Origin of the sequence: Crystallibacter degradans, from assembly GCF_012952295.1 — a bacterium.
GTDB lineage: Bacteria > Actinomycetota > Actinomycetes > Actinomycetales > Micrococcaceae > Crystallibacter > Crystallibacter degradans.
The window spans coordinates 213,802-233,466 of record NZ_JABBCH010000004.1; the positions used below are offsets into that span (position 1 = coordinate 213,802).

Here is a 19,665-nt window from a genome sequence, read left to right on the forward strand (position 1 = left end):
GCTGAGGCTGCGCGCCGTCCTATGCCTGTTGTGGAATACTAGGCAGGTGAGTCGTTGCTGGGTAGTCGTGCCGATGTATAACGAGGCTACCGTTGTCGGTTCGGTGGTTTCCGGACTGCTCGAAGAATTTCCGTACGTGGTCTGTGTCGATGACGGCAGTTCGGACGGTTCCGCGGCCATCGCACGCTCCGCAGGCGCCGTCGTGGTTGAACACCCCGTTAATCTGGGGCAGGGAGCGGCCTTGCAAACGGGGATCGAATTCGCCCTCCAGGACCCGCAGCTGGACGCCATTGTCACCTTCGACGCCGACGGCCAGCACCGGGTCGAAGATGCCGCCGCCATGCTGGCGCGGATCCGTTCGGGCGAGGCGGAAGTGGTGCTCGGGTCGCGCTTTCTCGAAGGAACTGCCGACGTCTCCCGGCTTAAGCGGCTGGTGTTGCGCACGGCCGCAATGCAGTCCCGTTTCTCCACCGGGCTGCGGCTTACGGACGCACACAACGGCCTCCGGGCGATCTCGGCCCCGATCGCGGCGAAGATCCAGCTGACGCAGAACCGGATGGCGCACGCTTCCGAACTGATCCACCAGCTGGCCGAGTTGAAACCCGTGTTGGTGGAGCATCCGGTCAAGATCGTCTATACGGAATACTCCAAGGCCAAAGGGCAGTCGCTGCTGAACGGCGTCAACATCCTCGCGGATCTCTTCTTCAGGTGAACCAATGATCATAGTTGTCCAAATTGTCCTGGTCCTGGCCGTCATCATCGGCGCACTGGCCTTGATGCGCGGCGCAGGCAATGCCCGGCATCAGGCCGTACGGCGCATTCTGCTGGTGCTTTTCGCCGGTGTTGCGGCTTTGTCCGTGTTCTTCCCGGGCTTGCTCACGCGCGTGGCCAATCTCCTCGGCATCGGCCGCGGGACAGACCTGGTGCTGTACGGGCTGATTGTGTGTTTCCTGATCTTCATGGCCAGCTCCTACCACCGAACGCGCCAGTTGGAAGCCCGGATCACCAAGCTGGCCCGTCGGATTGCCCTCGACGAGGCGCCGCGTCCGGACGCCGCAGCCGGGGAAGGCCGCGGGCATGACTGACCGGCAGGCGCCGGCGGCCGAGCTGATCATTGCGGTCCACAGTTCCGACCGCCCGCTCCGCCGCGCGGTGGAGTCCGTCTTGGCCGCGGCAACCCCTGGCCGTGTCCTGGCCACTGTTGTGTGCCACAATATCGATCCCGCGCCCCTCCACGACGCGCTTGCCGGGCTGCCCGCCGAGCAGGTCCGGGTCCTGGCCCTGGCGGACGGAATCCGTTCGCCGGCCGGACCGTTCAACTACGGGCTCGAACACGCAGTAGCCCGATTCGTGGGGATCATGGGCTCCGACGACACGTTGGAAGTCGGAGCGGTGGACGCCTGGCTGGCCACCGCGGAAGGTGCCGGTGCCGCCGTCGTTATGGCGCCGCTGCGGCTCCGAGGCGGACGGCGGATCCTGACCCCGCGGGCACGCGTACTCCGCGGGATGCTGGTGGCTCCCGTGCGGGACCGTCTGGCCTACCGGACCGCTCCGCTGGGGCTGTTCCGCCGGGACCTGCTTGCCAAACACGGACTGGCCCTGACTCCCGGACTGCGGACCGGCGAGGACCTGGAATTCGGGCTCAAGCTGTGGTTCTCGGGCGAACGGATCGCCTACCCGGCGCAGGGGCCGGCGTACGAGGTCGGGAACGACGTGGCGGAACGGGTGACTTCGGCCGTGCTGCCCTTGGCAGAGCAGTTCCGCGATGTGCGTTCACTCGTAGCGGGAACGTGGTTCGCCGCGCTGCCCGAGCGAAAGCGCGCCGCCGTCGCGGTCAAAATCCTGCGCGGCCATGTCATCAGCGCCGCAGTGCGGCGGGGATCGGACTTCAGCTGGCCGGCAGCGGACCGCCGGGAGCTAAACCACGTCATTGAACTGGTGACCGGATTGGCTCCGGCCGCGCCGAAGGTGCTCAGTGCGCCCGATGAACGGCTGCTGCTGGAACTGCGCGACGCCGGCAGCGCCGAAGCCGTCAAGGAATCATTACGACGGCGGGAGGCGGCCAATGCGCTCCGGCGCAGCCTGACGCTGCGTTGGCAGGATAATTTCCGCGTTGAGGCACCCCTGCGGAGCAACCTGAACTCGCTGCTGGCCGCCGGCACCGACACCGTGCTTTCCGCCCTGCCGCCGGCTGCCCGGCGCCGCGAGTCCAGCCCGCAACGCCGAAAGGATGCTGCATGAACCGCTCTGCAAGCAGACTGCTGATCCTGTCCCTCTCGCCCCTGCGCAGCGATCCGCGCGTGCTGAAGCAGATTAACCTGTTCCGGGACAAGTACCAGGTACTCACCTGCGGGTTCGGCCCGGCACCGGACGGGGTAGCCGGACACTTCGAACTGGACCGTGTCCTGCCCAGCTGGCCGCGTGATCCGAAACGGCTGGCCGCACGGCGGTACCGCCAGGTGTACTGGAACATCGCAGCGGTGGCGGAGGCCTCGCGGATGCTACGCGGACAGCACTTCGACGCCGTCCTGGCCAACGATGCGAACACAGTGCCGCTGGCACTGAGCCTGGAACCCATGCGCGGCGTGCACGCGGACCTGCACGAATTTGCCCCCAAGGAGCACTTCAACAAGCCGGCGTGGCGGGTCCTGGTGGCCCCCTATGTCCGTTGGCTGTGCCGGACCTACCTGCCCGCGGTCAGCTCCGTGACCACGGTCTCGGAAGGTATCGCCGAGCAGTACCAGAAGGACTTCGGCGTCGACGTCGGCGTGGTCACCAACGCGGCGCCCTATGCCGAGCTGGAACCGCGTCCGACCGGGGAGAAGATCCGTCTCATCTACAGTTCGGCCGGCCAGCGCTACCGCCGGATCGAAGACATCATCGCGGCCATGGACGGAGTGCCTGAGGATCTGGAACTCGACCTGATCGTCATGCCCAACGAACCGGAGTACGTGGACCAGCTGCGCAGCCAGGCAGAGCCGCGGCCAAACGTCCGGTTCCGCGATCCGGTGCCTTACACCGAACTCGTCAAGACCATCAGCGAGTACGACGTGTCCATCTCTGTCATTCCGCCGACCAATTTCAATCTGGCCCAGGCCTTGCCGAACAAGTTTTTCGAGGCCGTCCAAGCCCGGACGGCTCTCATTATCGGTCCGTCGCCGGCCATGCAGACGCTGCTCGAACGGCACGGCCTCGGCGCGGTGACCGAGGATTTCACCGCGGAAGGCCTGCGGGCGGTGCTGCAGTCGCTGACCCGTGAACAGATCGATCAGTGGAAGGCCAACGCGGACAAGGCCGCCGACGAGCTGTCCTCCGAGCACCAGAACAGGGCCTGGGAAAGGGCGATCGCGGCCCTCCTGGAACCGGCGGAGGCCTGATACGTGCCGGGTTCAAGGACAGCTCCCCGCGCAACCGGGTCCGGAGCAGATCCGGAAGCAGGCCCGAAGGTCCTGCATCTCTACGATGCCGCCGATGTCGGCCGCACCTTGGTCAAGTACGGCAGGATGGACGGGTATCCCTGGCGGCAGTTCAACCGCACGCCGCCTGCGGATACGGACACCCCAGCTAGCGCCGCAGGAAGAGCCCGGCGATTGCTGGCCGGTCTTTCCTGGCAGACTGGCCGGGCGGCGGGGATTCTGAAGGCCGATCTGCTCCACGTCCACTCCGGCTCCCGCGTAGGAGTGGTGCGGTCCCGCCCGTACAAGCCCTTTGTGTTGCACTTCCATGGCACCGACATCCGGACACAGTATTACGAGGCGGCCCGCAGGCCGGCGATCCAGTGGGGCGCGGACCATGCCGCGGCGGTCCTGTACTCCACTCCCGATCTGGCCGAGCACGCCCAGGCGGCGCATCCCGGCGCACGGTACCTGCCGAACCCGGTGGACATGGAGGAACTTCCGGATTGGGTCCCGGCCGGCCGGCCGCGCGTGGTTTTCGCATCCCGCTGGGACGGCTCGAAAGGAGGCCAGGCGCAACTGGAACTCGCGCGCACACTGCTCGCCGCCGTCGTACCCGGAACGGAAGTCATGGGACTGGACTGGGGCACCGAGGCAGGCAGAGCTGCTGCTTTGGGCGTACAGCTGGCACCGAAAATGGCCAAACCGGACTACCTGCGCTGGCTGGCCGGGGCGCACGCTGTGGTCGGCCAGAGCGCCGGAATCCTGGCCATGAGCGAGCTGCAGGCCGTGGCCATCGGCGTCCCCGTGGTGATGCAACTCGGCGCCGGCTATTACCCCGGACCGTCACCCGTGCTGCAGGCCGATACCGTCGATGGCCTCATCGCCCACGTGCTGACCGCGCTCGCAGATCCGCCGGCCGTCTCCACCGCGTTGGACGGCCGGGGCTGGATCACCACGAACCACTCACCCCACCAAGCCGTGCGGCAACTCGCCGGGGTATACCGCGAAGTTATGGCCGGCCGTTAGGTCTCCAAACGTTCGTCGGCCGCCAGTTCCTGCGGTGTGAGGCCGGCCAGCGCCGCCTGCTCGGCGAAATCCGGGACCCGGGCAACGACGTCGTCAAAGGCCCCGTAGGCGGCCACCTCGCCGTCGCGCATGAAGAAAACGATGTCGGCGTGCCGGATGGTGGCCAAGCGATGGGCCACGGTGATGACCGTGACGTTGCCGTGGAGTTCGTTGATCGCCTTGGTCACCGCGGCCTCTGTGGCCGTATCCAGCGCAGAAGTGGCCTCATCCATGACGAGTACCTGCGGGTTGTCGTAGAGTGCCCTGGCGATGCCCAGCCGCTGCCGCTGGCCGCCGGAAAGGGCCATGCCGCGCTCGCCGACTACCGCATCGATGCCGCCGTCGCGGGCCAGCAAGGTGTCCAGCAACTGCGCCCGGCGCAGCGCGGTTTCGACCCGTTCCCGGTCAACCTTGGATTCGTCCCAGGCCAGAGCCACGTTCTGGGCAACGGAGGCGTCGAAGAGGGAGACTTCCTGGGGCACATAACCGATCCGCTTGCGCCAGGAAGTCAGCACGAATTCGAGCCGCTCGCCGCCCACTTCGATGTGGCCCGCGGTTGGCTCCAGCAGCCCGAGCAGAATATCCACCATGGTTGATTTTCCGGCACCGGAAGACCCCACAAAGGCCACATGGCTGCCGGCGGGAATCCGGATGCTGATCCGGTCCAGCGCAGGAGCCTGGGCACCCGGATAGCTGAAGGAGACATCGTTGAGCACAATATCCGCCGGTGCATCGGCGAGGTCGTGCTGCGGCCGTTCCTTGCTCTGGCGCGCCATTTCCTCGTCACCCTCGCGGATGTCCTCGATGACCTGGCGGGCAAAGGATGCGCTGGTGTTGACCGAGGACTGCACGGCCTGCATCCGGGTCAGCGAAGGGATCAACCGGAATCCGGCGATGGCGAACAGCCCGATGGCGCTCACGGCTCCGGCGGGACCGCCGACAAGCAGGCCAACACCGCCGACCAGGGCGAAGCCGACCACCAGGGCGGTCTCCAAAACATAGCGGGGAATCTGCGAAATCTGGATGGCGCCGGCCCGGGCCATGGCCGACTTGGTCCGGGTGCCGTGGACCTGCTCCTGCACCTCCGGTCCGCGGTCCGCGAGGGTGATTTCTTTCAGCGCGCCCAGTGCCTCGTAGAGGGTTTTGGCCGTCCGGTTGGACCACTCGCGGTTCTGGCGTCCGATCGCCACCGCCCGGGGCGAAATCACCTTGGCCAGCAGCAGCGCCACCAGTCCCAGATACAACATGGTGACAATAGCGATCAGCGGCTGGGCAATAAAAAGTACGACGACGACAGCCACCATCGTGCCCAACTCGCCGAAGAGCGTCATGGCCGGCATCAGCACGCCCGAGACCGTGATGCCCACGCCCACATCAACGGAGCGGACGATTTCAGCGGAGTTGCGGCCCAGGCGTTTCTCCCAGGGCGAGGCAAGGTAGGCCGCGAAGAGGCGGTCTCCGATGGCGACTTCGTGGCGGGCGAACCGCTTGGTGGCGAAACGCAGCAGCAGCACCGCGAGAATGCCCTTGAGGACAATCAGCAGGCAGATGAAGACCAGCAGCGGCAGGACCAGGCCTTTTTCCGTGATGTCGCCCAGAACCGGCCACACCATCGGCTGCCCGCTGACCAGTCCCGGGAGCAGTGCGGCCACCAGCCCCAGGGCCACGATGTCCAGCAGCGCCAGGGCTGCGGAAGCAACGGCGTAGCCGGACAGGAATCGGCGGCTGCCCTCGGGCAGCGTTTTCAACAGCGGCCCGAGGACCTTCAGAATGCTATTCATACTGGCACTAAGACTAGTTGTTTATCCACAAGCCGCGTCACAGACCTAGCTTGCTGCAAACGTTTCACCTACTCTCGGGAGAGAAAACGTACACCGACGGCGGATCCAGTCTCAAAAAGTTCCGGCGTCAGGACGGCGCTGTGCGCCAGGGGGATACGGATGGACGCTATCCGCATTGTCGAAGATGAGGTGCGCGAGCTCATCCGCCGCAGGGGCATCGACCCGGCACACCAGGGCGGGGAAGTGCGCCAACTGGTGGAGGCCGCGGTCAATGATTATGACGAGCGGTCCCTGTTGGGGACGCTGCCGCCGCTGGGGCACCTCGACTTTGCCAGGAAGTATGTCTTCGATGCAGTCGCGGGGTTCGGCGCACTGCAGCCGTTGCTGGATGATCCCACGGTTGAGGAAATCTGGATCAATTCTCCCGTCAAGTCTCGATAAGGGTTGCACGGGATAGACTGGGCAGATGGCTCAAACAGTGCAGTCCTGTGGTATCTATGCCCGCATATCCCGCGATGACGTAGGGACAGCGTTAGGTGTTGCCCGCCAGATAGACGACTGTACGGCAGAGGCAGCACGCCGCGGATGGGCTCTAGGTGAGGTATTCACCGATAACGACGTGTCGGCCACGCGGGTAAAGAAGAGGCCAGCCTATGAGCGGCTGCTGCACGCTATCGAGACGGGCGCGGTTGACGCGGTAATAGTCTGGGATGTTGACCGACTCACCCGCACGCCGGCCGAGCTCGAACGGTTCATTGACCTGGCAGACTGTCACCACCTGGCCCTAGCATCCATCGGCGGGGAAGTGGACCTAGCAACACCACAGGGCCGCCTCACAGCGCGTATCAAGGGCTCAGTGGCCCGCCATGAGGTAGAGCAGCTTTCACGCCGCCTCAAGCGCAAGTTTCAGGAGAACGCGCAAGGCGGGAAATCCCATGGCATGGTGCCATTCGGTTACCGGCGTGAACGTGTCACCGATGAGCAGGGCAGAGACGCCGGAACCCGTGACGTACTCGAACCCGCAGAGGCCCAAGCAATCCGGGAGCTCTACGCCATGGCCATTGCCGGCGACACCCTCCGCTACCTTGCCAAGCACCTGAACGAACGCGGATTCAGGACAAGTCGCGGGAACCCGTTTCAGGGCAACGTTGTAGGGAACATGCTTCGCAAGCCGCGCTACGCCGGACACCGCACCTACCAAGGGCAGATCATCGGTAAGGGCGACTGGGATCCCATCATCAGCCAAGACACCTACGACCAGGCGCTAGCCGTGCTCACCGCACCCGGCCGCCGCCACTCCCGCGGGATCGAACCCAAGTACCTGCTATCAGGTATCGCCCTCTGTGGCCGATGCAGCGAGCCGACACGCATGCGGCCGAACATTCAGAAGGCAAGGGACGGCAGGGCCGCACGCAAGCCCGCCTATGTCTGCCCAGGCTGCACGAAGGTGACCCGGATGATGGAGCCGGTAGACGCCATGGTAGAGGCCGTCATCGTAGAGATCCTTTCCCGTAGCGACGTAATGGAACATGTGTCAGAGACTCCCGACGCACTGAGGGCCGCCACGGGAGCGCGTGACGCGGTGCTAGCCCGGATGGACACGGCGGCGGATGAGTTCGCAGACGGCGCCATGACGGGCCGCCAGTTCGCACGCATCAATGAGCGGCTAGGGGCACAGCTGGCCACTGCCGAGGCGAACGTAGCCAAGCTACAGCCGAGCAGCGTTCTTGACGGCATGACCGGAGCCGGCGCCGCTGAGGCATGGCAGGCCGCCAGCGTGAACAGGAAACGCGAAATCATCCGCGAGCTGGCAACGGTTACGATCCTGCCGAGCGGGACCGGCGTGAAGTTCGCCCCTGACCAGGTGAAGGTAGAGCCGCGCAAGCGCCCCTAGTCGCATAATCCCGCCGTTTGGCAGTTCCGATAATGCGACCGTTTATGAGACAGAACCGCCCACGCCATCAAGCGGAACGGTAGAGCTGTCGCGCTGCCTCACTGAACCACCGTATTTGAGACAGGCTCAGGACCTCTTCACGCCATCCAGCAGTCGTCCCCATTGCCCGTTCTGCACCGTTTTCATACCTCTGGCCTGTGGATAGAGAAATTGATGATAAGTGGCCCCCTCGGTGCACCCTGAAGCCGCGTAAAACGCCCCTAAACGGGCTAAAAACGACGTAGCCGCGCCTATTGCAGGCCATTGTGTGACAAAGACCACAACAAAGGGCCTGTGCATTACTTTCCGTAGCCTGTGTGTTCCCGCGATGAGCCTGTGGACAACGTTATCCACCCGTTCTAAATGCGAGCCGACGCCGATACGTTTGTGTCTGTCGTTAGAGATAACCCCCGGAAAGACAGAACGAAAGGATTGTGGCAACGATGGCTGAACGGACAAGCGATATCCGCCAATTCCGAGCGCGGCTTGCGAGAGCTCACCGCCGCGACAGTGGAGTGACACCGGAAGAGCTGGGAGAGCTGAAGCGGGACTATGCGGCGGCGAAGATGGCCGAGCAGATCGGCCGGCTAGTCAACGACTCTCCGCCGCTCACCAGGGCCCAGCGCGATTACCTGGCGGGACTCATCCAGGCCGCGCCAGTAGAAGCAGGGCAGGCTGCATGAGACACAGACCAGACACAAATAAAGACGGGCAGCGGATCCAGTCGCCAAACTTCTCCGCTACCCGTCCGAGCGAACAACCAACCAGCACAGAGCTAGCCGGAGGTTCAGTTGAATAGTAACGCGAGCACTCCCAAGACAGATACGACGCTGGCCGAGCACGTCCGGAAGATCGTAGACGGATGGCCACCCCTCACGCCGGCACAGGTTCACCGCGTAGCCGGGCTACTCAGGAGCGGTGAGGCAGCGTGATCCAGACAAAAGAAAACCGCCCAGACCATAAGGCCAAGGCGGTAATCCCAGAGCAAATCAACTCTTTGAGTATAGCTCATGCATCGGACAGGCACGCGGAAGCGGTAATAGCTGTCAGCGGCACGTTTGTAGCCGTAGTGACGACACCGGAGGGCCGCACCCGCCGCCACGCTTATTGGAACCTGCCAGGCGCTCAGCGGGCCGTAGACAGGGCCACCGCGGCAGGGAATCTGGCAACCATCATTCTGTGCCAGCTCGTGCCCGTCGCAGCAGGAGCCGAGGTGATGGAGCATGGCCAAGCCGAGTAACAATCACCGCTCGAGGTACAGGCGGAAACGTGCAATCGCCCGCAACATAATGGCGGACAACACGCTAGACGACGGCGTGAAGATGGCAGCCCTGTACGTGCTCAAGCTGGCCGACGATGACGGCGTGATCTACAACGATGAGCTCCACGCGCTATGGCGGGAGATGGAAGCAGAGGGCGGCTGAATGGGAGCTAGCAACGTCGCCAAGGTATTTGAGCACTGGAACCACCTGGACCACCGCAACGCCCGTGGCCTCGCGTATATGGCCAACGTCAGCATGGATGGAGACACGCCGCCCGTGTACTGGGGCGGCTGGGAATCACTGGCCAAGGCTGTAGGGCAGACAACGGAAGACAAGCCCGAGACTGCAAGGCGTACCGCCGTTCGAGTCCTGAGCGCACTATGCAAGGCCGGCGCTCTAGTTTCGAGCGGACAGGCCCGCCCCGGAGTGCGCGCCGAGTACGCGGTAACCCTGGATCCTGACCACACGTTCAAGCCCGCAGGTAAGGGTAAGGAAATCAGTTGGTCCAAGGTCGAAAGAGCGCCTAGACGTGAGACACCTACTGTCCCACCACCTGAGACAGTCAGTGTCCCACCACCTGAGACACCTACGGTCCCAACGTGGGACAGCTACGGTCCTGAACCTGAGACAGCTAGGTGTACCCCAAGGAACAACACTCAGGAACAACACAAGGAACAACTAGAGGAACAACAAATAGGAACACAAGCAAGCAAGTCTGTTGACTCACCTGCCGCGGATCCAGACGAAGCGCCTTTGCTTGATGAAGAAATTCCTATTGATGATCCCGAAGAACTGACCCTCGAAGAGAACCGGGCACGGCAGGCCATCCGACTTGTTGAACTGCAAGCGGAATACGAGAAGAACATGCGGGAGGCATCATGAGCGTCACAGAGTCTCAAGCCGTGCTGCTAGCCCACCTGCTGCACGAAATCCGGCCTGCATGGGAAATCAAGTCTCTGATGACACTGCTGTACAAGCACAGGGACGACCACGAGTTCCCTGAGTTATGCGCGGCAGCCATCGCCGTGGCCAACGACCAGGAGAAGCGGACCCCCGCAATCATCTTCATGGACGGGCCGCACTGGCTCACAGGGCCGATACCGAACAAGGCCACCGAGCGGATGCTCGCCGGCTATCACGCCATGGCCGGATTCGAGCACAACATGCCAAAGCATCAATTCACGACGTCATCGGACCGACGCATAGAGCAAGGCCGCCAGCTCGCAGCACGGGCAGCCACCCGCTACCCAACGGCAGCGGAACGAAAGCTTGAAGCCGGCGCCGCACTCATTCAGAAGTACGCAGCGATCGAAGGCGTACCCATGGCCACAGGAACCAAACGGGCCATGGTGGGGCTAGAGCTCGCCCGACAGTTTGAAGCGGAAGAGCGCAACCGTCAAGCACCCGTGGCCACAGGCACAAAACGGGCAATGCAAGCCCTCGCCATCGACACCAGCAGCATTCTCGAAGAACCGGAGCCCACCGAGTGAACAAGCCAACGCACATATTCAAGAACGCGCTGCCACCATGCCGGCGCTGTGACTCCCAGTACATGCCAGCCCCCGACGACACGGAAATACTGCGCTGGCACCAGGACCACTGCCCCATCGCCCAAAACCGCACCCTGGAGCACCAGCCATGAGCACCGAACCCAAAACATGGAACCCCGGCCAAACCATCGCAGACACCAAGTTCAGCAGAACCGAACTCGAATTGATGGCCGAACACTACCGGGCCAAAGCCACCGCGGAACAGGCAACCGCCCGCCACTGGCAAGGCAGGGCACTACTCGCAGAAGCCCAGCTATCCACCCTCAGAGCCGAATACGAACCAGAAGGACTGGAACCCTGCTCATGAACAAGCACAGCTACGGGGCAGGATCCAAGCCCGTATCAGTTCCCCTCAGCACAGACGAAGTGATAGCCCGCCTACGCGAAGACCTCCGCTACCACGCATCACAGCACGCCCACTGGAAAAAACGGGCACAGAAGCACGAAAAAACCATCAGTGGCACTTCCACCCATTCCGACGCTGCAAGGCCCGCAAAACTCGACACCAAACAGCTAGGGACGGTCAAACGATGAACCCGCACCACCCCAAATGCGGGAAAACGTTCCCAGGCGGCACACAACACGGCCACTGCGGCGAATGCTGTGAAACCTTCAGCGGCCTCGCAGCCTTTGAATCGCACCGCGTCGGATCGCACAGCGAGAACACCCGCCGCTGCCTGAACCCCGCCGCCGAAGTAGCCACAGACGGCACCAAGCCATTCTGGCAAGACGACCGCGGCTATTGGCACTTTGGGGAACGGATGACCGACGAACAAAAACGAGCAAGGGGATGGATCAAGTGACACTCTCCCAGCACACAGAAGGACAACCGATGACCTACACCGCCCCCAGCAAATGCGAGCTATGCGTACCCGTCCGCACCAGCGGCCACGCCACGAGCTACACCGAATACTCACACCAGGCAGAATGCCCCAACCACCCCGCACGCCAGGAGTCCAACCATGCCGCGTAAATGGACCAACAACCCCAAGAGCCGGCACCGCCCCGACATCGAACCGCTAGAAGCCGCAAGCAAGCCCGACACACCCGAAACCATGGCACGCCGCCTAGTCTCCCGAGGACTCGCAACCATTCAGATACTCGACGGCAAGCGCGGGGAACTCATGGACCAGAGCGGCAGGCGATGACCTCATGGACGACTCAAGGCGATGCACCAGCAAAGCGAAGCAGTCAGGGGAGCGATGCAAGCGGGCGGCGATCATCGGCGGGACCGTCTGCAAGATCCATGGCGGCGGCGCCGGACAGGTGATAGCGGCGGCAGAGCGTAACCGGGAACTGGAGGCAGCACGGCGGGAACTGTCGGCACTGGGAGAACCTGAGGACATAGACCCCGCGCAGGCGCTGCTACGGCTCATCTCGTGGAAGTACGGGGAAGTGCAATGGCTGAGGGCTCAGGTCCGGGACTTGCCAGCGGATGACCTGGCATGGGGCCGCACCGAGCACAGGGCAGGCACTGGACCCGAGGGGCCGGTAGACCTCCACACGGAGAAGGCCAGCCCCTCTGTGTGGTGGACGCTCCTGAGGGAAGCTGAGGACCAGCTGGCCGACTATTCCACGCGGGCACTCAAGGCCGGTATTGCCGAGCGGCAGATACAGATAGCTGAAGGACAGGCAATGCTTGTTGCTGGAGTCATCCGGAGTATCTACGCCCGCCTGAACCTCACCCCGGAGCAGCACGCGATCAAGGACCAGATTGCCCGAGACGAATTCATGAAGCTCTCACAGGGGCCGGTGATGGCATGAGCTACCGCACGAGGCCGACGCCCGGCTATTTCATCACGCCGGGCCGCGGGGCATGGGTTATCTCCAGAATCCTGCAGAATGCCAAAGCAGAGGCAATGATGGGCACTCTGACGGCTGAAGCCAGGGCGGAAGCGCTGGCCACCTATGACGCCATCCGCGCCGCCGCCGCAGCATGGGACCACGACCAGCGGGAGAAGACAGGGAACGCCGCAAACAGGCCCGAGCAGCAGGAACCCGTCATGCCCGATTCTGGACCGTCTGAGAGCAGCCTGTCAGTTGCTGACGCCGCCGAACTGTTGCGCTGCAGTGACAGGCGGGTAAGGCAGCTGCTCACAGCCGGCGACCTTGAAGGCTCGAAGCAGTACCGCGGCTGCTGGCTCGTGTCACGGGAAAGTGTGGAGGACTACCTGTTAGCCAAACAGGCAGCCTGATACCGCACCGCGGAAACGCGGAAGGACGAGAACCGGGCGCACTGTGAAACTAGGTCTTGGAAGGGTGTTCTCCTCCTGAAGAAAACCCCAGCCGGGTAACGGCGCCGGCCTCTGAAGTGGAAATCAGGGGCCGGCGCCACACAAACAGAATCGAAGGGCACGAGTTGAACAAGCTGGAAGCAATACGGGAGCGGATGCACCCGCTGCTAGGCCCACTCGTGACAGGCGGCCTGGTATCCGAAGCCATCGGCGATCCATGCGCAATGTGCCCGGACGACGGCACAGCCAGCGACACAGCGATTATCGGCGACAACGGCCGGACCTACTACGTCTGCCTGAACTGTGAACTGCTGCTAGTCCGCTTTGACATGAAGAGCTACACGCGGCTGATGCTCGACAGCTTCACGCAAGGCCACCCCCGCCCATGGTGGATACCCAAGCGCACGTTCCGCAAGCTGAACGCAAGGGCCGAGGGCATGGCCCTAGCCATCACAAACCACTTTTTCAAGCGGCTGGCAGTGCCGGTCATCTGGAAGGACACGCAGAAGTGACAACTAACGAAGACATCATCGCCGCCCTGGAGGGCAGGCCCAGCAAGACCGAGAAGGCGGCCAACGAAGCCATCAAGAAGGCAGTCAGTGGTGAACCCGACGCCGTGGAAATGGCAGAGCGTAACGCCATCGCCCGTGTCTTTGGCCGGGAGCCGGCGCCCCGCGTTGTAGAAGGTGCACTGCCGCTGCGCAAGGATGGCACCGAGAGCATCGCGCTTTGGGCAGCCAAGCAGACCGAAGAAACCGCCATAGAAGGACTGCGCACGGCCATTCTGAAGGCCAACCCGGATACCGGCTTTTACGTCGCTGAGGCCGAAGCCAGGGCCATGGCAGATGAAGCCTACGAAGCGGCAGCCAAGAAGTACCACTACGAATCAGAACGGCTCGAATCCGTTGCACGCCAAGCCGACATCCTGACCCGCGTTTACACCCGCGGCAAGAAGTAGAAGCAGAGGAGCAATCAACATGGCACTATTCAGCAAGAGCATTGAATCAGCACAGACCGCAGTCACCAAGGCGGCAGCAGTTGTAACCGACTGGGAAGCCAAGGCGGCAGCAGCACGCGCCGAAGCGTCACGCATCGACTCCGAAGCCGGCGCAGCGATCCTGGCCGACGAGTCCGCCGCCGAACGCATCACCCTGCAAGTCCAGTCACAGGAACGCAAGGCCCGCGCCTACGACCAAGCAGCAGAAGAGGCCCGCCGCAAGCTGCACACCGCACAGCGGGAAGCCCTCGAAGCCGAGGCCCGCGAAGAGGACAAGCAGGCCGCTGCAGCCCGTAAGGCCGCTGAAGCCCACGACGCCAAGGTAGACGCGCTGCTGGCCCAGCTAAAGGACATCGACGGTTGCGACTACGAGCCCGGCCGGGCCACCGAATCATGGGCCGCAGACCAAGGGCTAACCCAGATCCCCGCAGCTGTGGCGAAGTGGGATCAAGCAGACCAGCATGAAGTCCGGGCCGCCGTCATCCGCTACTACATTGCCACGGCGAAGGTACCCGCCGACTATTACGAACTGAACATCGGACTTGGCACGTCGTTCCCGGGATTTGGCCGCAGCATCCATGACGGCGACCGCTTGCCCAAGTCCGTCTATGCCGCCCGTGACGCCGGCCTGTCTTTCGTAGGAGCATAGGACCATGAGCCAACCAACGAACGAACCGGATGGATGGGAACTGGCCGCCCGTATTTTCGAGCGGCCGGGCGCCTACAACTGGGCAACGACAGCCACGAGCCTGGAGCAGATCATTGAGCAGATCGATGCCAAGGAGATTCAGGCCAGCAGGCAGGGCCGGGCATTCCTGGCGGGCGCCGTGACTGCGCTACACGCCGTGGCCATGGCTGAGGCACGGAAGCCGGAACCCGACGCCGAATAGCGGGACCAGCAGCAGGGCACTTGTCTTAGGGCAGGTGCCCTTTCTGCTGTCTCGAAAACGTTGGTTCTTTGCGACAGCCCGCGCCGACGATGCCAGCTGGCAGCATCCGCAGAGACTCACATCTCCACTTGTCTTGTAATGCCGTCTCAATACTGTTAGTGTCATATCCATCAGCACAACGGCATTATGAGAATGGGGAACAGATCATGGCACGCATCGGCTACGCACGAGTCAGCACCACAGACCAGGACGCCGCGCTGCAGCTCGACGCACTGAACAAAGCCGGCTGTGACCGCATCTACACAGACAACGGCGTGAGCGGCACCAAAGCCAGCCGCCCCGAGCTGGACAAGATGCTTGACCACCTCCGCAGTGATGACGTTGTAGTGATCTGGAAGTTTGACCGCCTGGGCCGCAACACAAAGAACCTGCTCGACCTCGTGGAAACTATCGAAGCCAAGGGCTGTGGCTTTGAGTCCCTCACGGAGCGCATCGATACCACGGGGCCGATGGGTAAGGCCATGCTGACCATCATGAGCGCCTTTGCACAGCTCGAACGGGATCAGATCGTAGAGCGCACCCGCGCCGGGCTCGCTGAGGCAGCCAAGAACAACCGCCACGGCGGGCGCCCCCGCAAGGCTGACGCCGCCGCAGTCGCACGGGCCCATGACCTCAAGGGCAAAGGCGTAGCGGTACCTGAGATAGCGAAGATGCTGGAAGTATCCCGCGCCACCGTCTACCGCTACCTGTCTGAGAGCACGGCAGCCGCCGTCTGAACCGGTAGACTTGTAGAGCCTCGCTGATGCCCCCTATCGGCGGGGCTTTCCTGTGCCCGGCCGCATCTGTAGTTGACTGTGCCCATGAGTGAATCAGACAGGCCCTTTGGTCAGATGCCCGACGCCAGCGCTTTTGACTGGCCAGGCGACATAGCAGAGCTACTGGAAGGCGAGATGAAAGGGAAAACCGCCGCAGAAAAGCGCAAGCGGGAGAAGCTGGCCCGTGAACTTAGGGCAATGGAGGAACGCCGCAAGGCCAGGGGCTAGCGCTTAGGGCTGCTCTCCAGCCGTTCCCGCGCCTCGAGATACAGGCTCGCCAGCTCCACCCAATCAGCGGGCGGGAGCTCTTCACAGTGATCCTCAAGGAACTCCAGCGGCGTGCACCCGTAGGGCTCAGGATCGATGCCGGCTGAACGAAAGTCTTTGAACGGTGAGTCTGAGCCTTGGACCCTAAACAGGATCATGCGCGGCTGATTGGTGCCACCGAATGAGACAGCAGGCAGCACCCCGGAAGGCTTGCCAGGCTGCCACTGATTCCACGCCCGGAGAAACGCCGACTCAAACACCAGGTTAGAAGGATTGAAGTCCTCCACCCCCAAATGAGCCAGCCCCGCCAGGAACCCATTACCCGCTAGTTTCAGCCGCTGCTGCTTTGTCATTGCCACGCTCTGCCCCCCTGCTGTGTCGGTTACCGCATCGATCCTAGCCGCGCCGTTGCCGTAGAGGGGAAACGCGGAACCCCAGCACCGCTGCCAGCGGCCAAACTGGAGGCATGAGCAAACTCAACGACCTAACCGCAGGCAACCTAGGCGACATTCTGCGCCGACTCCGCAGGCTGGAGAACTCCTCGCCGCTGTCCAGTTCATCTGTCGGCCGCGGGCGCATGAGGTTCTACGATAACTCTGAGCTGCTGGTAGAGAATGGCGCTCTGCGAGTCACTGGAACCGCCACGATTAGCGGCACGTTCGATATGTCGGGCACAGCCAACTTCACCGGCACAGTCTCGATTACTGGCCCGCTCACGGTAGCCGGCAACACGAAGATTACTGGCGATACCGACATCACAGGCCCGCTCAGCGTAGAAGGCAATACGGACATCACGGGAACCCTGGCGATCAAGGGGCCGGCCACCATCTCTGGCAAGCTCGATGTGACCGGGCCGATGGCAACTAAGGGCACACTTGCGGTAGAAGGTGTGACCACGCTCAAGAACGATCTGAACGTGACAGCCGGCGGCAAGATAACCGCCGGCAACACGGTCATTAGCCCGTCATCCTCGAACGGCGGCGTCGAATTCAAATCAGGTGGAGGCGTCGGAGGCAACGGCGGCACCGTGGCCATGCGCGGATCATCGAACGCGGGCGTTCTCGCCGGGACCACGGCCAGCCTGTTTGCGGGCGCCTACAGCGTGGACGTTGCAGGTGATGGTGTCAGGGTAACCAACCTTCCCACCACAGGGAACGCGCCGAACCTTTACGCGGACGGCAGCGGGAAACTGTACAGGTCAACCGCCTAGCGGCAGAGGTACTGCTCGCCAGCGGCAGCGATCACCAGATGGTCGAGCGCTTCCTCAATGTCGGCATACTTCTCGAGCGTTGCCTCACGGTAGGCGTCCTTACCTTGGATGAGCAGTGAAGCGCACGCCGCGTAAGCCTCGGCGATAAGCTGGGTGTCGCTCGCATCGCCCATCGTGGTCAAGTGCAGTCTGGCGCCCTGAGCGGCCTCAGCTTCAGCAACAGTGACAGTTGTAGTGGCTGAATGTGCAGCCGGCGCGGCGCAAACTGGTAGAAGAAGTGCAGCCGCTGTGATTCCCCCAAAACGTTTCATGCCCTGACATTAACGTAGATCCCAAGCAATTAAAACCCCGAGAGGAACCCCGAAATGCCCAAGCTCTTCTATGCCGGCCACACCTTTGAGCTACCCGAAAAGACGGAAGCGCTCGAACTGGCCGCCGCATTCAGGGCCATGTCCAACGACACCGCATCTCACGTGTTCAACATATCCACGCCAGACGGCGTGCTGAGCCTGTCCTTTGGCCCCGGCATACCGTGGGCAATCCTCGACACGGCCGCCGCGGGATCCGCGCTTACGGATGACGACCTCGACAAGCTGGCCTACGGTGACTGAAAGCTGAGGCTCGCAATCGCTATCCACTCGTTACCTACGTTTCACCAAATCAGGCATGCCGTGGTGTTGACTGAAGCCATGACACAAATGGGGGAAACCAAGAAGAAGGCCAGCAACCGCCGACCAGGTGACGCGCTCATAGGGATAGGGACCGTGCTATCCGGCGTGTTCTTCGCATTCACTCTGATTACCACCTTCAGCGGTGGGATAGCTGTTGTCCCGTTCACCGTCGTGTTTGCCGGGCTGCTGCTCGTGGTGATCGGCTACCTGAAACGGATTGCTGTGGCAGTAGAGACACGCTGACCTATCGAACGAGGAAAGACCCCTGCCGGCCGTAATGGCTAGCAGGGGTCTTTGTTTTTTCTGAGCTAGAGCTTAGGCGCGCCGATCAAGGTGAACGGCAGCGACAGCACGTGCTCAAGATCGGAGAGGGCATTCTCCAGATCCTCACTGTCTGCAAACCCGTTGCGTGCATCGTCAATCAGGTCACGTAGCCGCTGTGTCGGCGCCGCGCTCATTTCGATGCACCGAGACTGCTGTAAACGTCGGCGCACAGAGGGCAGACGACCCCTTCAGCGTCGGACACCGAGCCTTCACCGCCGCCGCCCTCCGCCTGGAAGTCCTCACCGCAGAGCGCCTGCACAGGGGAGCCCATGACAATGGATTCTGTGATCTGCCATTTCAGCGCGTAATGGTTCACTACGGGATCGAAGTTATGAACCTCAGGTTTTTCCAAGGTTGCCGCTGTAGCGTCATTGCTGTACATAAGATGTGGTCCTATCTTCCGGATGGGATGCTATGCGGCTGGGCTGGATTCTTGGCGGATGACAGCCCGGCCGTTCTTATCTCGTTACTATGAGTTGCGCCACAACGAGTGGCGCTTTCTTTGTGTCTACTAGGTGGAACGTTTACACTCCCGAGCCTAAAGAATGCCCCTGACAAAACAACACCAGGGGTAGCACTATGGTTCAGGCAGGCCCAAAGAAGACTGTAGGCAAGCTGACGATGACCACGAAGACGTAACAGGCGACGATGCCGGCCACGCCGCGGACGACGGTTTGAATGGTGGCTTTCATGGGTACTTCCCTTCCACTGAATCGGACTCCCAAGGGAGCTATTGCCTTGCTTGGTCCCTCACCCCAAAGAACGCCCCGGCGCCGTCCATGCATCACCGGAATAGCCCACAACAAATAGACCCCCGCTACTCATGGGGAACGACTTGTTATAGCCCTGGCGGCAGCTAGCTAGGCTGCATGGCCCTGTCTGGCGGTACAGACAGTTAGGGATGGATATCTTGACCGCGCCGACTCTGAGAAGCGCTAGGAGGGCAGGAACGCGCAGGGATACACCCTGAACCCGTCACGGAGGGAAACGCCGCGGCAGGATCGGGCCGTAGCCCTAAAGGGAGTCTCGAGTACGCTGCAACAGTTCGATGAAGGCGCCGATGTGCGCTGATTCGATCACCAGAGGATCCCCGCCGCGATAGTTCACAGTCACGGAGTCGCCGCCAGGATGGATGCTTGCGTGAATGCTGTCAGTGTCGCCATCCGGGTAACTCACGGAGGCCTGAAGGTTGACCCATTCACTAGCCTGCTCAGAGGCCGATGATGTACGCTTTTCCATGTATCCGGTCCTTTTCACTGGATGCCATG

Annotated in this window: 31 protein-coding genes and 1 pseudogene; 26 read left to right on the top strand and 6 right to left on the bottom strand. The window is 62.5% G+C overall.

Annotation, left to right across the window (positions count from 1 at the left end):
* Positions 1 to 46 precede the first annotated feature (46 nt).
* Genes HGO92_RS09505 through HGO92_RS09525 form a run of 5 tightly spaced genes read left to right on the top strand, consistent with a single transcriptional unit; the run spans position 47 to position 4,424 of the window.
* Positions 47 to 712, top strand: coding sequence for a glycosyltransferase family 2 protein (locus HGO92_RS09505; RefSeq protein WP_346768903.1), 666 nt, complete (start codon positions 47 to 49; stop codon positions 710 to 712).
* Positions 713 to 716: 4 nt separating this feature from the next.
* A complete protein-coding gene (locus tag HGO92_RS09510; protein ID WP_169994106.1) occupies positions 717 to 1,085 on the top strand; it encodes a DUF2304 domain-containing protein in 369 nt (122 codons plus the stop codon).
* Positions 1,078 to 2,241 (top strand): glycosyltransferase, encoded by a 1,164-nt coding sequence (locus HGO92_RS09515; RefSeq protein WP_169994109.1) that lies wholly within the window; start codon positions 1,078 to 1,080, stop codon positions 2,239 to 2,241. The genes HGO92_RS09510 and HGO92_RS09515 overlap by 8 nt, the downstream gene beginning before the upstream one ends.
* On the top strand, positions 2,238 to 3,377 hold the full coding sequence (locus HGO92_RS09520) for a glycosyltransferase (protein WP_240974525.1): 1,140 nt from the start codon (positions 2,238 to 2,240) through the stop codon (positions 3,375 to 3,377). Before HGO92_RS09515 ends, HGO92_RS09520 begins: the two co-directional genes overlap by 4 nt.
* A gap of 3 nt (positions 3,378 to 3,380) precedes the next feature.
* A complete protein-coding gene (locus HGO92_RS09525) occupies positions 3,381 to 4,424 on the top strand; it encodes a glycosyltransferase family protein (protein ID WP_169994111.1) in 1,044 nt (347 codons plus the stop codon).
* On the opposite strand, the gene HGO92_RS09530 is transcribed toward HGO92_RS09525, so the two are convergent.
* Positions 4,421 to 6,244, bottom strand: coding sequence for an ABC transporter ATP-binding protein (locus HGO92_RS09530; RefSeq protein ID WP_169994115.1), 1,824 nt, complete (start codon positions 6,242 to 6,244; stop codon positions 4,421 to 4,423). The two genes, HGO92_RS09525 and HGO92_RS09530, sit on opposite strands and share 4 nt — an antisense overlap.
* Positions 6,245 to 6,403: 159 nt before the next feature.
* On the opposite strand from HGO92_RS09530, the pseudogene HGO92_RS09535 reads away from it, so the two are divergent.
* The 18 genes and pseudogenes from HGO92_RS09535 to HGO92_RS09620 form a co-directional block, all read left to right on the top strand.
* Positions 6,404 to 6,670 (top strand): annotated as a pseudogene (locus tag HGO92_RS09535) (CpaF family protein); the annotation flags it as partial.
* A 40-nt stretch (positions 6,671 to 6,710) separates the two neighbouring features.
* Complete coding sequence (locus HGO92_RS09540; protein ID WP_169994118.1) at positions 6,711 to 8,138, top strand: recombinase family protein; 1,428 nt, start codon at positions 6,711 to 6,713, stop codon at positions 8,136 to 8,138.
* Between the two features lie 482 nt (positions 8,139 to 8,620).
* Positions 8,621 to 8,860 carry a hypothetical protein gene (locus HGO92_RS09545; RefSeq protein WP_169994121.1) on the top strand — a complete coding sequence of 80 codons (240 nt, stop codon included), beginning with the start codon at positions 8,621 to 8,623 and terminating at the stop codon, positions 8,858 to 8,860.
* Positions 8,861 to 9,400: 540 nt separating this feature from the next.
* Entirely contained in the window at positions 9,401 to 9,601 is a 201-nt protein-coding gene (locus HGO92_RS09550) for a hypothetical protein (protein WP_169994123.1), read from the top strand.
* Complete coding sequence (locus HGO92_RS09555; protein ID WP_169994126.1) at positions 9,602 to 10,321, top strand: hypothetical protein; 720 nt, start codon at positions 9,602 to 9,604, stop codon at positions 10,319 to 10,321.
* Positions 10,318 to 10,929 (top strand): hypothetical protein, encoded by a 612-nt coding sequence (locus HGO92_RS09560; RefSeq protein WP_169994129.1) that lies wholly within the window; start codon positions 10,318 to 10,320, stop codon positions 10,927 to 10,929. Before HGO92_RS09555 ends, HGO92_RS09560 begins: the two co-directional genes overlap by 4 nt.
* Positions 10,930 to 11,077: 148 nt before the next feature.
* A complete protein-coding gene (locus HGO92_RS09565; RefSeq protein ID WP_169994132.1) occupies positions 11,078 to 11,296 on the top strand; it encodes a hypothetical protein in 219 nt (72 codons plus the stop codon).
* A gap of 223 nt (positions 11,297 to 11,519) precedes the next feature.
* Complete coding sequence (locus tag HGO92_RS09570) at positions 11,520 to 11,792, top strand: FDXHR family putative zinc-binding protein (RefSeq protein WP_169994135.1); 273 nt, start codon at positions 11,520 to 11,522, stop codon at positions 11,790 to 11,792.
* Positions 11,793 to 11,821: 29 nt separating this feature from the next.
* The gene (locus HGO92_RS09575) at positions 11,822 to 11,962 is read left to right on the top strand and encodes a hypothetical protein (protein ID WP_169994138.1); all 141 of its coding nucleotides are present in this window, start codon (positions 11,822 to 11,824) and stop codon (positions 11,960 to 11,962) included.
* Positions 11,952 to 12,137 (top strand): hypothetical protein, encoded by a 186-nt coding sequence (locus HGO92_RS09580; protein WP_169994141.1) that lies wholly within the window; start codon positions 11,952 to 11,954, stop codon positions 12,135 to 12,137. The genes HGO92_RS09575 and HGO92_RS09580 overlap by 11 nt, the downstream gene beginning before the upstream one ends.
* A 4-nt stretch (positions 12,138 to 12,141) precedes the next feature.
* Entirely contained in the window at positions 12,142 to 12,753 is a 612-nt protein-coding gene (locus HGO92_RS09585; RefSeq protein ID WP_169994144.1) for a hypothetical protein, read from the top strand.
* Positions 12,750 to 13,184: a helix-turn-helix domain-containing protein gene (locus HGO92_RS09590; RefSeq protein ID WP_169994147.1), complete on the top strand. Its 435-nt coding sequence runs from the start codon at positions 12,750 to 12,752 to the stop codon at positions 13,182 to 13,184. The genes HGO92_RS09585 and HGO92_RS09590 overlap by 4 nt, the downstream gene beginning before the upstream one ends.
* A 218-nt stretch (positions 13,185 to 13,402) precedes the next feature.
* A complete protein-coding gene (locus tag HGO92_RS09595; protein WP_169994149.1) occupies positions 13,403 to 13,735 on the top strand; it encodes a hypothetical protein in 333 nt (110 codons plus the stop codon).
* A complete protein-coding gene (locus tag HGO92_RS09600; protein WP_169994152.1) occupies positions 13,732 to 14,181 on the top strand; it encodes a hypothetical protein in 450 nt (149 codons plus the stop codon). Before HGO92_RS09595 ends, HGO92_RS09600 begins: the two co-directional genes overlap by 4 nt.
* Positions 14,182 to 14,200: 19 nt before the next feature.
* Positions 14,201 to 14,869, top strand: a complete 669-nt coding sequence (locus tag HGO92_RS09605) for a hypothetical protein (RefSeq protein ID WP_169994155.1) — start codon at positions 14,201 to 14,203, stop codon at positions 14,867 to 14,869.
* Between the two features lie 4 nt (positions 14,870 to 14,873).
* Positions 14,874 to 15,110: a hypothetical protein gene (locus HGO92_RS09610; RefSeq protein WP_169994158.1), complete on the top strand. Its 237-nt coding sequence runs from the start codon at positions 14,874 to 14,876 to the stop codon at positions 15,108 to 15,110.
* 206 nt (positions 15,111 to 15,316) lie between these two features.
* Positions 15,317 to 15,886, top strand: a complete 570-nt coding sequence (locus HGO92_RS09615) for a recombinase family protein (RefSeq protein WP_169994161.1) — start codon at positions 15,317 to 15,319, stop codon at positions 15,884 to 15,886.
* An 84-nt stretch (positions 15,887 to 15,970) separates the two neighbouring features.
* Entirely contained in the window at positions 15,971 to 16,153 is a 183-nt protein-coding gene (locus tag HGO92_RS09620; RefSeq protein WP_169994164.1) for a hypothetical protein, read from the top strand.
* Here HGO92_RS09620 and HGO92_RS09625 read toward each other — a convergent pair.
* Complete coding sequence (locus HGO92_RS09625; protein WP_169994167.1) at positions 16,150 to 16,545, bottom strand: hypothetical protein; 396 nt, start codon at positions 16,543 to 16,545, stop codon at positions 16,150 to 16,152. The two genes, HGO92_RS09620 and HGO92_RS09625, sit on opposite strands and share 4 nt — an antisense overlap.
* A gap of 113 nt (positions 16,546 to 16,658) precedes the next feature.
* Here HGO92_RS09625 and HGO92_RS09630 point away from each other — a divergent pair, with 113 nt between their 5' ends.
* Positions 16,659 to 17,402 carry a bactofilin family protein gene (locus tag HGO92_RS09630; protein WP_169994170.1) on the top strand — a complete coding sequence of 248 codons (744 nt, stop codon included), beginning with the start codon at positions 16,659 to 16,661 and terminating at the stop codon, positions 17,400 to 17,402.
* Here the strand turns inward: HGO92_RS09630 and HGO92_RS23465 are convergent.
* Complete coding sequence (locus HGO92_RS23465) at positions 17,399 to 17,584, bottom strand: hypothetical protein (protein WP_205834328.1); 186 nt, start codon at positions 17,582 to 17,584, stop codon at positions 17,399 to 17,401. The genes HGO92_RS09630 and HGO92_RS23465 overlap by 4 nt on opposite strands.
* 183 nt (positions 17,585 to 17,767) lie before the next feature.
* On the opposite strand from HGO92_RS23465, the gene HGO92_RS09640 reads away from it, so the two are divergent.
* Positions 17,768 to 18,013, top strand: a complete 246-nt coding sequence (locus tag HGO92_RS09640; RefSeq protein ID WP_169994176.1) for a hypothetical protein — start codon at positions 17,768 to 17,770, stop codon at positions 18,011 to 18,013.
* 78 nt (positions 18,014 to 18,091) lie between these two features.
* Positions 18,092 to 18,316: a hypothetical protein gene (locus HGO92_RS09645; protein WP_169994179.1), complete on the top strand. Its 225-nt coding sequence runs from the start codon at positions 18,092 to 18,094 to the stop codon at positions 18,314 to 18,316.
* Between the two features lie 65 nt (positions 18,317 to 18,381).
* Here HGO92_RS09645 and HGO92_RS09650 read toward each other — a convergent pair whose 3' ends face one another.
* From HGO92_RS09650 to HGO92_RS09660, 3 genes are all read right to left on the bottom strand, one after another.
* The gene (locus HGO92_RS09650) at positions 18,382 to 18,531 is read right to left on the bottom strand and encodes a hypothetical protein (RefSeq protein ID WP_169994182.1); all 150 of its coding nucleotides are present in this window, start codon (positions 18,529 to 18,531) and stop codon (positions 18,382 to 18,384) included.
* Positions 18,528 to 18,779 (bottom strand): DUF3039 domain-containing protein, encoded by a 252-nt coding sequence (locus HGO92_RS09655; RefSeq protein ID WP_169994185.1) that lies wholly within the window; start codon positions 18,777 to 18,779, stop codon positions 18,528 to 18,530. Before HGO92_RS09655 ends, HGO92_RS09650 begins: the two co-directional genes overlap by 4 nt.
* A 632-nt stretch (positions 18,780 to 19,411) precedes the next feature.
* The gene (locus HGO92_RS09660) at positions 19,412 to 19,636 is read right to left on the bottom strand and encodes a hypothetical protein (RefSeq protein WP_169994188.1); all 225 of its coding nucleotides are present in this window, start codon (positions 19,634 to 19,636) and stop codon (positions 19,412 to 19,414) included.
* Positions 19,637 to 19,665 lie beyond the last annotated feature (29 nt).

Coding starts and splice junctions, on each gene's coding strand:
- HGO92_RS09510 (WP_169994106.1), top strand. CDS start 717: ATGATCATAGTTGTCCAAATTGTCCTGGTCCTGGCCGTCATCATCGGC.
- HGO92_RS09515 (WP_169994109.1), top strand. CDS start 1,078: ATGACTGACCGGCAGGCGCCGGCGGCCGAGCTGATCATTGCGGTCCAC.
- HGO92_RS09520 (WP_240974525.1), top strand. CDS start 2,238: ATGAACCGCTCTGCAAGCAGACTGCTGATCCTGTCCCTCTCGCCCCTG.
- HGO92_RS09530 (WP_169994115.1), bottom strand. CDS start 6,244: ATGAATAGCATTCTGAAGGTCCTCGGGCCGCTGTTGAAAACGCTGCCC.
- HGO92_RS09540 (WP_169994118.1), top strand. CDS start 6,711: ATGGCTCAAACAGTGCAGTCCTGTGGTATCTATGCCCGCATATCCCGC.
- HGO92_RS09545 (WP_169994121.1), top strand. CDS start 8,621: ATGGCTGAACGGACAAGCGATATCCGCCAATTCCGAGCGCGGCTTGCG.
- HGO92_RS09550 (WP_169994123.1), top strand. CDS start 9,401: ATGGCCAAGCCGAGTAACAATCACCGCTCGAGGTACAGGCGGAAACGT.
- HGO92_RS09555 (WP_169994126.1), top strand. CDS start 9,602: ATGGGAGCTAGCAACGTCGCCAAGGTATTTGAGCACTGGAACCACCTG.
- HGO92_RS09560 (WP_169994129.1), top strand. CDS start 10,318: ATGAGCGTCACAGAGTCTCAAGCCGTGCTGCTAGCCCACCTGCTGCAC.
- HGO92_RS09565 (WP_169994132.1), top strand. CDS start 11,078: ATGAGCACCGAACCCAAAACATGGAACCCCGGCCAAACCATCGCAGAC.
- HGO92_RS09570 (WP_169994135.1), top strand. CDS start 11,520: ATGAACCCGCACCACCCCAAATGCGGGAAAACGTTCCCAGGCGGCACA.
- HGO92_RS09575 (WP_169994138.1), top strand. CDS start 11,822: ATGACCTACACCGCCCCCAGCAAATGCGAGCTATGCGTACCCGTCCGC.
- HGO92_RS09580 (WP_169994141.1), top strand. CDS start 11,952: ATGCCGCGTAAATGGACCAACAACCCCAAGAGCCGGCACCGCCCCGAC.
- HGO92_RS09585 (WP_169994144.1), top strand. CDS start 12,142: ATGGACGACTCAAGGCGATGCACCAGCAAAGCGAAGCAGTCAGGGGAG.
- HGO92_RS09590 (WP_169994147.1), top strand. CDS start 12,750: ATGAGCTACCGCACGAGGCCGACGCCCGGCTATTTCATCACGCCGGGC.
- HGO92_RS09605 (WP_169994155.1), top strand. CDS start 14,201: ATGGCACTATTCAGCAAGAGCATTGAATCAGCACAGACCGCAGTCACC.
- HGO92_RS09610 (WP_169994158.1), top strand. CDS start 14,874: ATGAGCCAACCAACGAACGAACCGGATGGATGGGAACTGGCCGCCCGT.
- HGO92_RS09615 (WP_169994161.1), top strand. CDS start 15,317: ATGGCACGCATCGGCTACGCACGAGTCAGCACCACAGACCAGGACGCC.
- HGO92_RS09620 (WP_169994164.1), top strand. CDS start 15,971: ATGAGTGAATCAGACAGGCCCTTTGGTCAGATGCCCGACGCCAGCGCT.
- HGO92_RS09625 (WP_169994167.1), bottom strand. CDS start 16,545: ATGACAAAGCAGCAGCGGCTGAAACTAGCGGGTAATGGGTTCCTGGCG.
- HGO92_RS09630 (WP_169994170.1), top strand. CDS start 16,659: ATGAGCAAACTCAACGACCTAACCGCAGGCAACCTAGGCGACATTCTG.
- HGO92_RS09640 (WP_169994176.1), top strand. CDS start 17,768: ATGCCCAAGCTCTTCTATGCCGGCCACACCTTTGAGCTACCCGAAAAG.
- HGO92_RS09645 (WP_169994179.1), top strand. CDS start 18,092: ATGACACAAATGGGGGAAACCAAGAAGAAGGCCAGCAACCGCCGACCA.
- HGO92_RS09650 (WP_169994182.1), bottom strand. CDS start 18,531: ATGAGCGCGGCGCCGACACAGCGGCTACGTGACCTGATTGACGATGCA.
- HGO92_RS09655 (WP_169994185.1), bottom strand. CDS start 18,779: ATGTACAGCAATGACGCTACAGCGGCAACCTTGGAAAAACCTGAGGTT.
- HGO92_RS09660 (WP_169994188.1), bottom strand. CDS start 19,636: ATGGAAAAGCGTACATCATCGGCCTCTGAGCAGGCTAGTGAATGGGTC.